This window comes from Mangrovibacter plantisponsor, from assembly GCF_003182475.1.
Classification (GTDB): domain Bacteria; phylum Pseudomonadota; class Gammaproteobacteria; order Enterobacterales; family Enterobacteriaceae; genus Mangrovibacter; species Mangrovibacter plantisponsor.
Window position 1 is genome coordinate 464,729 of the sequence record NZ_QGTS01000001.1, and the last position, 13,110, is coordinate 477,838.

13 protein-coding genes are annotated in these 13,110 nt (G+C 51.5%); 2 read left to right on the plus strand and 11 right to left on the minus strand.

The features are described from left to right. Window position 1 precedes the first annotated feature (1 nt). Both DES37_RS02225 and DES37_RS02230 read right to left on the minus strand, forming a co-directional pair. Window positions 2-931 (minus strand): phosphatidate cytidylyltransferase, encoded by a 930-nt coding sequence (locus DES37_RS02225; protein ID WP_036105849.1) that lies wholly within the window; start codon window positions 929-931, stop codon window positions 2-4. Then, complete coding sequence (locus DES37_RS02230) at window positions 924-1,526, minus strand: CDP-alcohol phosphatidyltransferase family protein (RefSeq protein ID WP_110024675.1); 603 nt, start codon at window positions 1,524-1,526, stop codon at window positions 924-926. The genes DES37_RS02225 and DES37_RS02230 overlap by 8 nt, the downstream gene beginning before the upstream one ends. Before the next feature lie 293 nt (window positions 1,527-1,819). Between DES37_RS02230 and DES37_RS02235 the strand changes: the two genes are divergently transcribed. Next, complete coding sequence (locus tag DES37_RS02235; RefSeq protein ID WP_245929942.1) at window positions 1,820-2,959, plus strand: GGDEF domain-containing protein; 1,140 nt, start codon at window positions 1,820-1,822, stop codon at window positions 2,957-2,959. A gap of 54 nt (window positions 2,960-3,013) precedes the next feature. On the opposite strand, the gene DES37_RS02240 is transcribed toward DES37_RS02235, so the two are convergent. The 9 genes from DES37_RS02240 to DES37_RS02280 all read right to left on the minus strand — a co-directional run bounded on the left by DES37_RS02240 (window position 3,014) and on the right by DES37_RS02280 (window position 12,478). After that, complete coding sequence (locus DES37_RS02240) at window positions 3,014-4,291, minus strand: OprD family outer membrane porin (protein ID WP_036105842.1); 1,278 nt, start codon at window positions 4,289-4,291, stop codon at window positions 3,014-3,016. Between the two features lie 211 nt (window positions 4,292-4,502). After that, a complete protein-coding gene (locus tag DES37_RS02245; RefSeq protein ID WP_110024677.1) occupies window positions 4,503-5,708 on the minus strand; it encodes a glycosyltransferase in 1,206 nt (401 codons plus the stop codon). Between the two features lie 3 nt (window positions 5,709-5,711). Then, window positions 5,712-6,278 carry a hypothetical protein gene (locus tag DES37_RS02250; protein ID WP_110024678.1) on the minus strand — a complete coding sequence of 189 codons (567 nt, stop codon included), beginning with the start codon at window positions 6,276-6,278 and terminating at the stop codon, window positions 5,712-5,714. Continuing rightward, complete coding sequence (locus tag DES37_RS02255; protein WP_110024679.1) at window positions 6,275-7,405, minus strand: glycosyltransferase family 2 protein; 1,131 nt, start codon at window positions 7,403-7,405, stop codon at window positions 6,275-6,277. The genes DES37_RS02250 and DES37_RS02255 overlap by 4 nt, the downstream gene beginning before the upstream one ends. After that, complete coding sequence (locus tag DES37_RS02260) at window positions 7,399-8,367, minus strand: NAD-dependent epimerase/dehydratase family protein (RefSeq protein ID WP_110024680.1); 969 nt, start codon at window positions 8,365-8,367, stop codon at window positions 7,399-7,401. Before DES37_RS02260 ends, DES37_RS02255 begins: the two co-directional genes overlap by 7 nt. Then, entirely contained in the window at window positions 8,364-9,677 is a 1,314-nt protein-coding gene (locus DES37_RS02265) for a F390 synthetase-related protein (protein WP_110024681.1), read from the minus strand. Before DES37_RS02265 ends, DES37_RS02260 begins: the two co-directional genes overlap by 4 nt. Next, a complete protein-coding gene (locus DES37_RS02270) occupies window positions 9,674-10,480 on the minus strand; it encodes an MBL fold metallo-hydrolase (RefSeq protein ID WP_110024682.1) in 807 nt (268 codons plus the stop codon). The genes DES37_RS02265 and DES37_RS02270 overlap by 4 nt, the downstream gene beginning before the upstream one ends. Further along, window positions 10,458-11,474 carry an NAD-dependent epimerase/dehydratase family protein gene (locus DES37_RS02275; protein WP_110024683.1) on the minus strand — a complete coding sequence of 339 codons (1,017 nt, stop codon included), beginning with the start codon at window positions 11,472-11,474 and terminating at the stop codon, window positions 10,458-10,460. The genes DES37_RS02270 and DES37_RS02275 overlap by 23 nt, the downstream gene beginning before the upstream one ends. Next, entirely contained in the window at window positions 11,471-12,478 is a 1,008-nt protein-coding gene (locus tag DES37_RS02280; RefSeq protein WP_110024753.1) for a 3-oxoacyl-[acyl-carrier-protein] synthase III C-terminal domain-containing protein, read from the minus strand. Before DES37_RS02280 ends, DES37_RS02275 begins: the two co-directional genes overlap by 4 nt. Before the next feature lie 419 nt (window positions 12,479-12,897). Between DES37_RS02280 and DES37_RS02285 the strand changes: the two genes are divergently transcribed. Continuing rightward, a complete protein-coding gene (locus DES37_RS02285; RefSeq protein WP_036105823.1) occupies window positions 12,898-13,065 on the plus strand; it encodes a DUF4223 family protein in 168 nt (55 codons plus the stop codon). The last annotated feature ends 45 nt before the right edge of the window (window positions 13,066-13,110 follow it).

A 13,110-nucleotide genomic window follows, 5' to 3' on the forward strand; every position in this document is an offset into this window, starting at 1 on the left:
TCTACACATAGAAATAGTAATAGAAATGGAAAAACAGCGGCGCGGTATAAATCAGGGAATCAAGCCGGTCGAGAATACCTCCGTGGCCTGGTAATAATTTCCCTGAATCTTTAACACCAAAATCACGTTTAATCGCCGACATCACCACATCACCACAAAAACCGCTCAGCCCAATCACCAGGCCTGCAGCAAGGGAGTAATACCCGTTCATTGGTGTTAAAACTGGCCCCAAAATAACGGCGAGCAGCATCGTGGTAAACACCCCACCCAGCAGCCCGGCAAGCGTTTTATTTGGGCTGACCTTCGGGGTGACTTTTATTTTGCCCAGCGATTTGCCCCACAAATATTGAGCAATATCGTTTAGCTCAGTCAGAGCAACGAGGAAAACCACCAACAACGCTCCCGCTTTGGTTTCTGAACCCGGCAGCGTCAGTAAATAAGCAATATGACTTAACGCAAATACAGTGGTCATCATGCCCCAGTGCATGACACTGGCTGAATGCAGAAAACCTTTGGTATCGCCGACAACCACCATCCTGGCAGGCAGAAATAAAAAAACATAAACCGGGATAAAGATAATAAACATGCCGTACCACGACATCCCCGTCCACAGATACTGCACCGGAATTGCGGCATACATCCACAATAACGGAATGCTGTCGGAACGCCGTGTTGGGGAAAGGGTCAGGAACTCTTTCAGTGCCAGAAAACTAATAAAACCGAAGAAAGTCAGTGCCAGCCATTTTGGCGACAGCATCGCCAGAGAGAATAAAACGATAATCACCCACCAACTGGTCACCCGCTGCTGTAGCTCCAGCCAGTTTTTCTGCGGCCGCAATAGTTTTAGCCCAAGGGTAATCAGCGTTGCCAGAATTAAAATGCCGAATATGCTCCCAAGGCAAACATAAAGAAGGTGAGTTGAATCAGACATGCGGCACCTCCATTGCACTACGGCAACGGTTGATACAGGTCCAGACCAGAAGCAGTGCGGCCAAAATAAATACGTGATTCACCCAGGGGAGATATTCAGGCCAGATGGCGATAACCAGCCCAACCGCGCCAAAGAGAAATGCGCGGTCACTCTTCCCCAAAGGCCCACGATAATTACGCGTGCCCGTTAAAACCTGTGCCAGTACCCCGCAAAACTCCGTCAGCCATGACAGCAACACCACCAGCACAACGACAACTGGCGATACACCGGCAAGAAAAGCGAATGCCAGATACAGGCCGGCATCTGACACAATATCCCCAACCTCATTCAGCACTGCCCCCATTACCGATTGCTGGTTAAATTCCCGGGCTAACATGCCATCTATGGCATTTAATGCCATGCGGAAAAACAAAAACAGCGGGAGTAAGGCAAATAATGCTGTATGCGGGACACAAATCAAAATGCCCCCCACCAGCAGTGATAACACCATAGCCAGCAAAGTGACCTGATTGGCGGTAACACCACGGGAATAAAGCCGGGCAACAAGGGGTCTTAACAAATTTTGGAACTGCGGTTTTATGTCATACAGCGTCACGTTGTGGCTCCTGCCGTTTATTCTCAAAATGTATTAACTGGCTACAGAAAAAGAATGCCAATGGGATATCACAGACTGCGGTAATAACGCGGAAATACAGAGCAAATAGAAAGCGAGGCCAGGCACTATTCTGGCTGAGTACGTTTATAGTTATAAAGGCAAGGGCCAATGATAAACATATTTGCTGTACTTACATACCGTTATTACCGAAATAGCGACCAAAAGTGGGAAGCAGGCAGCAAACCTGTATGCAGCGATTACACTTATCAGGATAAAAAGAACGGGAGCTTTTTGTGAAGATATCGCCGCCACACGATAATCGGGTATCTGAAACCGCACCTCAATGGTTGAACAGACATGATATGGTCAACCATGCGCTGGCCCGGGCTTTACCTTTCCTTGCCTGTGTCCACGCCACCTTTTCGCTGATGGTGCTGCTTCGTTTTAGATTAATGGGCTACGACGACGCAACCATTCTGACAGCGCGCGAGTTAATTCCAGTTATTGATATGCTCATGTGTGTAGTGCTGGCGGGAGTGGTAATGCTGGTTGTGCTGTCGCACCGCAAAATGATCTGTTCACCCCATTTCAGAATACGCTGCCAGGTTGTCTTACTTCTGCTGAGTGCCGCCTGGTCATTCAGCGCTTTTGTTTTCACCGCCTTCTGGCATTTGCCTTTTGCTTTCCCACTCAGTGTTACGCTGCTTCTGAGCACTGTGGTTGCGCTCTATTTTCACCTGAGTTTATTGCTCTGTTTTGTGTTGCCATTATGGTTTATGTCCTTCAGTGCCAGTTTGTATATCAATCAGGGTATTAATGCGCGGATTTTGTTGATTTGGGGAGGTTGTACCCTGATTTTTATCTACAGCCGATGGCTACTGGTTCGCTGGTTTAATGAAGCCTGGCAACGCTATAACGAAAACCAGCTTCTGGTATCACGGCTGGACACAATGGCACACCAGGATGCACTCACCCAAACGGCCAACCGGCGGGCTCTGGAAGACCACCTGCAACACGCTGTTGCCCAACAAATTCCATTCAGCATCATCATTCTTGATGTCGATTACTTCAAACGTTACAACGATAATTATGGCCACCAGGCTGGCGATAAATGCCTGGCGAATGTTGCTGATGCCTTAAAAAGTGCGGTACGTACCCCAGAGGACCTGGTCGCCCGATATGGTGGCGAAGAGTTTGTCATTGTACTGCCTCATGCCAGCCAGCAAGACACTGAACGTGTTGCGCAACGTATTCAGCAATGCCTGGCGGAAAAAGCATTGCCTCACGAAAAGTCAGAAGTGAGTGGCTGGGTAACAGTGAGTATGGGGCTGGCAAATTCAGAGAACGGGAAAAATGCCAATGAGATTATTGCTACGGCTGATGCCGCACTTTACCGTGCAAAACAGTCAGGGCGTAACCGCTGGGCGTACTGAATCCGAGGGGAGAATGCTGGGTGGCAGCATATTTTTGCTGCCACCCAAACAGGTTTACATAATAGAGAACGGGTACTCAACAAACACGCGGATTTCATTACCGCCAATGTTGTAATCCGCCGCATCGGAAGAGACGCGCAGTACGGAATAGCGCAGTTTCAGTTTCAGGTCTTTGGCGATGCCATTCGGCACTTTGTACTGCACCTGGTTAAAGAACTCATGTTCATGGCCGTTGCTGCTGGCAGAGGTTTTAATGTTGTCACCACGCACATAAGCCACATCGTAGCTCAGACCAGGCACGCCCAACCCGCCAAGGTCAACGGAGTAAGCCACTTGCCAGGAGCGTTCGTCCTCGCCATTGAAATCAGACCAGTAAGAGTTAGCCAGCCAAATCGTATTGCCGCCGTCGCCGATACCGCCATTTTTACGGTAACCGCCATAGTGGTAACCCGTGCTGCCACTGCTCTGTTGCCAGGCGATTTTAAAGGTATGGATATCCCACAACACATAACTGGCTGCCAGGCTCCAAATCGTATTGCTGCGCCCGGTGTTCAGGCTGTCGGCATAAGACTGGTCAAGGCGAGAGTTATAGCCGTTGAAGTCCAGAATCAGTTTCTGGTCATTCGTCAGTGGCTGAGTGAACGTCATGCCAAGATATTGTTTATTCTGCACATCCTGCACAGATGATGCATAAAAAGCAGCATTAAACTGGTCATTAAAGGCATAGCGTGCCCCGGCAAAAGCCAGGCTGTTTAACCCACTGTCATGGCTGTCGTCACTTTTTTGCTGTTCTGCAGTGAAATAGCCTGCGCTGACATCCAGCCCCTGTAGTTCCTGCGAATCCAGCATGAAGCCAGTAAAAGATTCATACAGCAAGCGGGATTCGTCGGCGGTAACAATTGGCAATGCCGGGCGCTGAGTACCATAACTCAAAACAGTATTGGAAAAACGCATTTTGGCACGCGCACCAAATTTGGCTAAATCAGACTTTGCTTTGCCATCCTGGTCCTGAGCAAAAAAGTCGATTCCGCCCGCACCGCTACGCCCGCGCCCACCGTCAAGGCGTACTGCATACTGAGCAATACCGTCCACACCAAAGCCAACCGGCCCTTGAGTAAACCCGGAATTATATGTCGCAATAATGGCCTGGCCCCATTCATCGCGGTCGCGAACACCAACGTCTTTATAATCACGCTTGATATAGGCATTTTTCAGCAATACATCCAGGTGACTATCTTCCAGAAAGCCGTTACTGGTCTGTTGCCCGGAGTCGGCCGCAGCCGCATTTGCCGACAAAACCAGCAAGGCGGCGAAAGGCAGTGATTTTTTCACGTTGTGTTTACCTGTGTTGTCTGTTTGTATAATTGTTTATTTGAATAAAAAACGCATACCTTCATGTAACTACAGGTTACACAGGCATACAATTTGTCATTTTTACCAGGCAAACTAACGAAAAGTATTATCAATTGGTGCGATGGTTAGCAGACTGTGTGCTCAATGGTAAGAAAAGCAGCGGTTTTGTACAAAAAGCAGGCCAAAGTGACTATTTTTCATTTTTCACTGTGGATTGGACCAGGCGCAACAGCAGCGGCCTTGCCTGTTCCAGAGCGTGAATACCCCCTTTCAGCCAAATACCTTTACCGTGCCAGGCAAGCCGTGCAGCATGGTCAAACTGGTCGTAATCAACCGGGTAAACCAGTGCCGGACGCTCTGCTTTCAGGCAGTGCCACATAATGCCTGCGCCGCCATGGTGAATCACGGCATCGTACTCAGAAACCCAGCGGTCATAATCAACCCAGGGCAGGCAATACAGGTTGCTTTGGTGCGCCACACTGGCAGTATCCGGATTACCCAGGGTAAAGTGGAAAACCCAGTCCGGCAGAGTTTGCGCCAGTTTTGCCACCGCCCGGGTCACTTCAGCTTTATGCCAGTCCAGGTGTGTGCCCAGTGTCACCAGAACATGGCGCTTACCGGTCTCGAATGGTGGCTGCGGCACTATTACTGGCGGTGTGTATAACGCCGGGCCGATAAAATGAACAGCGGCAGGCCAGGTTCGGGGAAATTCAAAGCGCTCTTCACTTAAGGCAAGAATACAGTGAGCTGAATAGGCGCTTTCGGAACCATCTTCACGGTATAACCGGTGAATACCGGTTGGGCGAATGGTTTTGCGAAATAACCAGAATATACACCTTTTGAACCCACGCACTTTTTTGCGATGAAGGCATTGAATCACCCGCTCAAACTTATTGCGCGGAGGCAGCAACCCACCACAATACCCCGGCACACCATCAGCGGTTTCGAGTGCACAAGGTGATGGCAGGCTGGTCCACCAGGGAACCGAAAACTGGTGGCAAACCTCACCCACCACGGGTAATGTGAAATCACTGATAACTAAATCAGGCGTGCCTTCATCGCGCCAGTATTGCGCCAACGCATGGGAAAAGTTAACCAGTAACCCCACAACCTCCCGAAACTGGCGGTATAACCGAACCGGGTGGGTTTTCACCGCATACTGTGGGTTTGCCACGGCGCATAACACATCATCATATTCACCTTCAATTGCAACGCCAGTCAGCCCGGCAGCATGAATACGCGGCAGCGCTTTTGGGGTGCTGAGAATACGCACCTGGTAGTGTTCAGCCAGAGCCCTGCCCATAGCCAGCACCGGGTTCAGGTGCCCGGCAAACGGCGGTGCCAGTAAATCGATGCGGGATGCCCCTGGGGGAATCAAGGCCAGTAAACGTTGCATATACTACTCCTGGCAAATCAGTGGAGCGATAAAATTGCGGCATAATGGCACCAGTTCCGGGTGCGATAAATACCCCATATGCCCCGAGCGAATACAGGCATCAACATCACGCAACCACAGGCGGGAAATGAGATCCTGCCTCCCCTGAACCAGCAAATGGCGGCAGTCCGGCCGTTGGTGCGCAACAGGGCCCCAGGCAAAAACGCTCACTCGACCAAGAAATGGTGGGGGCAACGCCAGCTGGTTGAACAATGCCAGCCCACAGCTGCCAGCCAGCAATACCGTATGCTCAGCAGATTCCAGCAGCGCCTGTGCAACGGGCTGGTAACGGCGGGTAAACTCTGGTTTTCTGGCATTTAAATATTCACGGGCATTATTCAGGCTGGCACGCAGCAGTCCGGTAGGTTGCCAGCCTGCCTGGCCGCTTTCCCAGGGGAAATTGGCATAAACAGGCAATGCACCCGGTGGCGTGACCTGCTCCAAAAAGGCCTGTTGCTCCGGGCTGAGAGCCAGGTTGCCAGGCATGCTGCGCCCGGTAATAAAAGCGACCTGCAACGAAGGTATGCTCATTGTGCAACAAACCGTTCATTGCTGTAGATGCGGTAACGCCGTGAGCGCCAGGTAATGGTGCGGTTAACCAGAGCATGCAGCACATGTAGCGGTTGCAATAGTTCCGAAAGCAGCGAATACAACGGGCGTGAGGGAATACCCGGTTGCACAGCCAGTTGAATATTACGTAACACCAAATGGCGAACAACCAGCACAGCAACCAGGGTGCCCACGTTCATCACGCTGCCAAATGCCAGCACCAGCATCGCCCAAAGCAAGAATGGGTGTAAGCCCTGAAGCAGGCCTATCGCCAGCCGGGTCACCCCATTTTTCTCACGCATCAGTAAAATAGCGAACACAAACCACCGGTGCATTTGCCGCCAGTAGTGATGTGCGTTGCTCAGGCTGGTCTGCACCTGGACTGTGGCAGTGGATTGTACCAGGGTCACTTGCTGTGCTGCCAGGTGGCTGGCCAGTGCCAGGTCATCCGTCAGTTGGTGTTGTATGGGTTGAAAGCCCCCCGCCCGCGCCAGTGTTGTACGTGCCAGCACATAACACATGCCATTGATGGATAAAGGCCGGGCAACGGGGAGAAGCGGTAAATAAGTCAGTGCGGAATTATCATTCACAAACTGCGCTAACAGGCGCGATGGTGTATCTGCACCTGCCTGGTACCAGGGCAGCGCAGTAACCAGTGTGTTATCCCCCATTTCGCCAAGCATTCTGGCAAGCGAAGGCGCACTGAGTATGGCATCGTCATCCAGCACCAACAGAGCTTCGGCCTGAACCATTTCATAACCCAGCGCCAGTTTATACGCTTTGGGGTTAACGCCTTCAGGTGCTGGTGGGCAGTAGTGAATATGAATGGCAGCATGGGGATAACGCTGTTGCAGGCGCCGGGCCACATACCCAGCGTCCTGGTCGTCGTCGTCAATCAGCCACAGAAATTGTGCGCCGTTAAGTTGGCCCAGGTTGGCAGCCAGCACGCTTTCCAGAGCAGGGTCACCACTCAGCACCGGCTGCATAACCACCACATTGCTGAAACAAGCAGGCACATCACATGGCGTGGCATGCGCTGCCAGCACTATCCGGGCGGGAAGGTACTTCACCAGCAAAATAAACAGCCATAACATTGCCAGTATTAGCATGGAATATACCCTTTCGCATGGTGTAAAAAACTGTCGAAACTGTGAGTAAAAGGAATGGAAGGTTCGCCAAAATCTGCCCGCATTGCATCCACATTCAGGGTTGCACTGTAGCCAAACACCGCCACACCAAAACGGGTGACAGGCGGAATTCCTGGCAGGTGAGCAATACGCCACATGCATTCAAGAGCACGGGCAAACCACATTGCCCGGCGTAATGGGACCGTTGCATCTGGAACAGGAAGGTTTAGTTGCATCAACAAATGATGCAGTGCATCACGAGTAAGTACCGGGTGCCCGGCAGATAAGTTGTAGCAGGGGCGAAGTTTTGGAGCCATTGCCGCCCGCAGCAGGTAATCACACAGCACATCCACATGCACTAATTCCGCCTGCGCAGGTTCTCCTTCATCCTCTAACCAACACAACCGTTTGTTACGCGCTGCGGTCAACAGTGGCGGGAACAGTAGCTGATCTCCCTCACCAAATACTGCACAGGGGCGCAGTACCGTTTTCTCGCCCGGATAACCGGCAACACACATTTCCGCCTGATATTTTGTACGCCCGTATTCACTGGTGAATTCTGGGCCAACTGGCTGGCTTTCCAGTAAATTGTGCTGATGAGCAAAGCGATAATACACCGCAGCAGTAGAGAGAAAAATCAGGCGCGGTAAACCCTGTTGCTGGCAAAACGAAACCACCTGTTGTGTGGACTGGACATTATCGCGCCAGTACTCTTTTCTGGTTCCCCATGGCGATGCCCGGCCAGCCGCATGAATCACCACATCAGGTGTAAAGTCCAGTTGGCCCAACCTGTCCAGAGGCACAGCTGCATATTGTGCTCCTGCAGGTACATTCTGCCTGGGACGACGGCCAACGCCATACAATACACAGCCGCTGTTTGCGGCGAAGCGCTGCAAAAAACGCCCACCAATAAACCCGGAAGCACCAGTAACAAGAATATTCACCCATTCACTCCCTGTATTACGGATTGCAACGCCCGCCACTGGCGCACAATACGCCGCCGTTTAGTCCCCGCGGTAAGCACCGGCTCACCACAAACCAGAGACCAGACCAAATTCTGGCTTACAACCCCCTGGTGCTGAAAAAAGCGGTTAAGTGCGTCCTGGCATGGTTGTAATTCAGCCAAAGAAACCGCTGCAACCAGAGTCAGAGCGTTATGGTCGGTCTGCCGTAACTGGTAATCAGCAGTCAGCGGCAAAGACTGAGCTATCACCCGGCTGCAGGCATCAGCAAACACTGTTACCAGGCGTTCTTTCAGGCCAGGAAGCAGCAATTGATCATCATGGCGGCCTTCAATACAGGCAATAGCCTGAGTTGCGCTACCACAAGGGCAGGCTTCCTCCCGTGCCACCAGAACGTCATCCAGCCGGTAACGCACAATCGGCTGCGTCGAACGGGTAAAATCAGTAATTACCGGAACAAAGCGGTGCGCATCCAGCCACTGTGGTTCCACATGCAAGAATTCTTCATTCAGGTGTAATGTGCCATGTGAGCAAGTGGCAGCCAGAAAACCTTCCGTTGCCTGGTAAATTTCCCCCACATTACCAAAGACCCGAACCAACAGCGCCTTATCACGTGCATCCAGCACTTCAGCTACTGAAATCACTTTTTTAACCTTTAATGACAATGCACCACTCAGCACCCTTTCTGCCAGTGCGCACAAGACCTGGGCCGGAGCCACAATAATGGTTGGCGAGAAATCAGTAAGGCCAGGTAACTGCTCCTGAAACGGCATCAACAAATCAAAATATGCCAGTGTAAGCCAGCGGTTATTAACGCTCTGGTATAAATGATTGTCAGCCCGCAGGAACAGTGCCACCCGTTCGCCAGCAAACAAGCCATCTGGCAACATTTTTGCCAACACGGCTCCTGCCCAGATGCATTGTTCTTGCGGGCTGACCACAAACACACCACGCCGGCCAGAGGTACCTGAAGATAACCCTACACTGAAACGCCCTATTTTTGGTGTGAAGTCACGGCTTTGTTCGCTTTGTAAAGCACAGGCCAGCAGTTCATCCCGGTTGAGCCCGGCCGTATTCATTTGGTCGAAATGGGCCATCATTTGTGCTTTATCCATTAGCGGCCACTTTTTGAAGGGCTGGTGAAGATATGGCCTGAACCATGGGCTGTGGCGCAAAGTATGGCGGCTAAAATGAGCCAGCCGCTTTGCCTGCCAGGTTTCCAGCGCTTCGCGGTGAGTAAAGCGTAGCCGCCTGGTACGCGCGTAGTGCCACAGTAATGCCACCAGATTCATAAGTCTCCCTCATGGCACAGGCGAATAGTAACCTGCCCGCATTGCGACAGAGTATGTAAACTTTGTAATGTCTGGTAGAACTGTTGCGGGTTGCCCATGACCAGATGCGCCAACCGCGCAGGGCCACGAAGCTCACGGTAACTGGTGGCAGACCAGGCGGCATCACTGGCTAACAACACCCAGCTATCGTCGGTCTGCACAAACGCCCCAATGTGTCCGGGAGCATGGCCTGGCAGTGGTACCAGAAAGATCTGCCCTTCACTGCCTGGCAATACGTACCCCCGGGTAAACGGACTCAGTTCACCGGGTAATTCAACCAGTGGAAAAGCTTCAATAAATTGCAGGGAGGATTCAAATTCAGGCGGGATCAGTGCCGGAATAAAGGCCTGGCGCAATGCCCGAAAACCACGTAACGCACGGACCTGCTGCCACCCATCACCACTACAAATAGAGGTTACTCCCGGGAAATCACGCAGGCCGGCAACATGGTCTGCATGAAAATGCGACAAAATGATGCCGGTAAGATCCCGTGCATTCAGGCCACAAGCTTGTAGCTGGTTAACCAGTGCCTGGTGTGAAGAAAAATGTACCGGGGTCATATGGCGGTAAATACGGAATACTCCCCGACGGGTGGCACTGCCAAACCAGTCCGAATAACCGGTGTCCCAGAGCCAGCGCTTATCTCCCACTTCCAGCAACCAGGCGCGAGCCGGAAATTTACACACCCTCATCCCTGCGCCTTTCAGCGCCATACAACCAATGTGGGTGCAATACCCCACTTCAAATTCCGTGATTGTTGCCATGAGCCAGCCACCACTCTCCTGTACGGGCAATACCTGCATCCATTGAGAACCGGGGTTGGTAACCCAGAATACGTTGAGCTTTTTCGCTACTGAGTGTCATATCAAAGCTGACAGTACCAGCGCTGTAACGGGTCAGTGCCGGTTCCTGATTTCTCCATGTGCCAACCCTTTCCATGCCACTGGCGACGAGAGACACCACTGGCCAGGGCACTGCTTTTATGCGGTAATTCAAGCCCAACTGCTGATTCAGCAAGGCATACAGCATATCGGCAAGGGTTGAAGGTTGCTGGTTAGTGATATTAAAACATTCACCAGACCGGACCAGAAAAGCACCAGTTGCCAGCCACATGGCATGAACCACATTTTCAACATACGTGAGATCAAGCAAAGCACGGCCACCGCGTGGCAAATGTAACACGCCCCTTCGCTGGTGCAACTGGCGTAACACTCTGGGGACAATGACATTATCGTGTGGGCCAAATAACCCTCGCGGGCGCAAAACAACAAATGTCGTCGCCGGATTTTGAGGTACCGCCAAAGCTACCACCTGCTCAGCCAGGTATTTCGTTCGGGCGTAATGACAGGCAAAACGCCGGGCGAGGTATGTCTCTGGTAACGCATGATGGTGTTGAAAATCAAAATAAATTGCTGGTGTTGAGATATGCACAAACCTTGGAATGTTCAGGCCAGTGGCGGTATTTACCAGCTTTTGCGTGACCGTAACGTTGGCCTGAAAGAAGTCTTCTGCTTTACCCCACGGGGATGATTTTGCTGCACAATGCCAGACAGCATCGCAACCGGCCATTAAGGCTTTAATCGCAGATTCATCAGCCAGCGTAAGGTCCATAGCGACAAAACGCGCTCCAGCCTGTGCAAGTTGCTGGCCGGGAGCCGGGTTACGGCCAGTAGCCACCACATCAATACCGGCCTCCAGCAGAAAATTGACAGCATTACGCCCCAGCCCACTGGTTGCACCTGTGACCAGCACTCTCATGGCAGCAACACCATGCCTGCAAAGGTCAGACCGGCGGCGGTCCCCATCAACATCAGTGGTTTCCCGGGAATACAACGCCCGGAAATCATCGCTTCATGCAATGCTGTGGGGATGGATGCCGACACCTGATTACCATAATCGCGGTAAATATCCACCAGCACAGTTTCCGGAACGTTCAGGCGCTTACGCATATGTTCCAGCGCCAGATGGCTTGCCTGATGGGGTACCAGCGTAGCGATATCAGCCAGCGTCATTCCACTTCTGGCAAGCAGACGGGCAAAATACCCTTCAATCAATGAAGCAGCCTGGCGAAACAGTGCCTTGCCTTGCATATGAAATAAGAAATCGGCGTCTTCCATGCCTGTGCGCGGGTTACAGCGGGTTCCCCCGGCCCGGATTTCACATAACGCACTGCCTGCCGGGTAGGTTTCAGCCAGGCTGGCGATAATACCGCTGCGCCCGTCGCCTTTCTCCACAATGGCGCAAGCCGCGCCATCGCCAAAAATCAACGAAGCTTCTTCGTGGGACCAGTCGATACCACGCGAGGCAAGGTCAGATGAAACAATAGCAATACACCGGTAAGCGCCGGTATTCAGTAAGCCTGCGGCTACATCCAGTGCAGCAATAAAGCTGACACAACTACTGTTGACATCGAACCCGGCCACACCGGCAGACAGACGGGCGGCTTTCATAATATGGACGGCGGTACAGGGTAGTGCCTGCACCGCAATAGCAGAAGCACATATCACCAGGTCTACTGACTCAGCGGGCAGCCCAGCATGTGCCAGCGCATCATGCAGTGCCCTGGCACCCAATTCTGCCTGGCTTTCCTGTGCTCCAGCGTGATAACGCCGGGCGATGCCTGCACGCTTCTCCACATAGCCAGGCCTTTTCCCCAGGCGGTTATCCAGTTCGCGTGAGGTCACACAGGTTTCAGGTAATGCCACCCCGGTGGCAATAATTTTGAGCGCCGCTCTGGGTGCAGTAAAAGATACATTTTCCATTAAACCAACCATTATTCGCCAGCCAGTGGCTGGTGTCAGACAGTTACTGACAATAAACCTGGCAAACAGTGCCTTCGTTCGCCGCGTGATAACTGACAAAATCCACTTTGCCATGCGGTTACACTATAAATAATTCCGGCAAAGATATGCAAAGCAAGAACCAGGGGGAACTTCCCCGGCAACAGCACAAAGAACACCACAACCAGGCCGGCTATTACTATTTATATTTACAATGAATCGTTAGTCATTCTCATAAGAAGTATAAATAACTTAAAGAAAATTTCCGAAATACTCACTTCCGTCGCCAAATACCTTCACAGTCAATTGACAAAAAAACCATGCATATCTATTTTTGTCGCCGTTGAGAAAATTAATTTCAACAATGGATGAACATTTATCAACTAATATGGATTTATAAAATGAAAAAAGCAGCAAAAGTATTTGCTTTACTGGCCGTTATTTCTACCTTAACTGCATGCAGCGGCACTATTCAGAACAAAGAGAAAGACTGCAGCTATGATTACCTGCTGCACCCGGCGGTTTCCATCTCTAAAATTATTGGTGGTTGCGGCGACACTGCCAAATAACCCCTTACTGGAAATAATTATTCCGGCCAATATAACCATATGGCC

Excerpts from the sequence above, each read along its gene's own strand:
- DES37_RS02225 (WP_036105849.1), bottom strand. The coding sequence starts at position 931 with ATGTCTGATTCAACTCACCTTCTTTATGTTTGCCTTGGGAGCATATTC.
- DES37_RS02245 (WP_110024677.1), bottom strand. The coding sequence starts at position 5,708 with ATGCAACGTTTACTGGCCTTGATTCCCCCAGGGGCATCCCGCATCGAT.
- DES37_RS02250 (WP_110024678.1), bottom strand. The coding sequence starts at position 6,278 with ATGAGCATACCTTCGTTGCAGGTCGCTTTTATTACCGGGCGCAGCATG.
- DES37_RS02255 (WP_110024679.1), bottom strand. The coding sequence starts at position 7,405 with ATGCTAATACTGGCAATGTTATGGCTGTTTATTTTGCTGGTGAAGTAC.
- DES37_RS02265 (WP_110024681.1), bottom strand. The coding sequence starts at position 9,677 with ATGAATCTGGTGGCATTACTGTGGCACTACGCGCGTACCAGGCGGCTA.
- DES37_RS02270 (WP_110024682.1), bottom strand. The coding sequence starts at position 10,480 with ATGGCAACAATCACGGAATTTGAAGTGGGGTATTGCACCCACATTGGT.
- DES37_RS02275 (WP_110024683.1), bottom strand. The coding sequence starts at position 11,474 with ATGAGAGTGCTGGTCACAGGTGCAACCAGTGGGCTGGGGCGTAATGCT.
- DES37_RS02280 (WP_110024753.1), bottom strand. The coding sequence starts at position 12,478 with ATGGAAAATGTATCTTTTACTGCACCCAGAGCGGCGCTCAAAATTATT.
- DES37_RS02285 (WP_036105823.1), top strand. The coding sequence starts at position 12,898 with ATGAAAAAAGCAGCAAAAGTATTTGCTTTACTGGCCGTTATTTCTACC.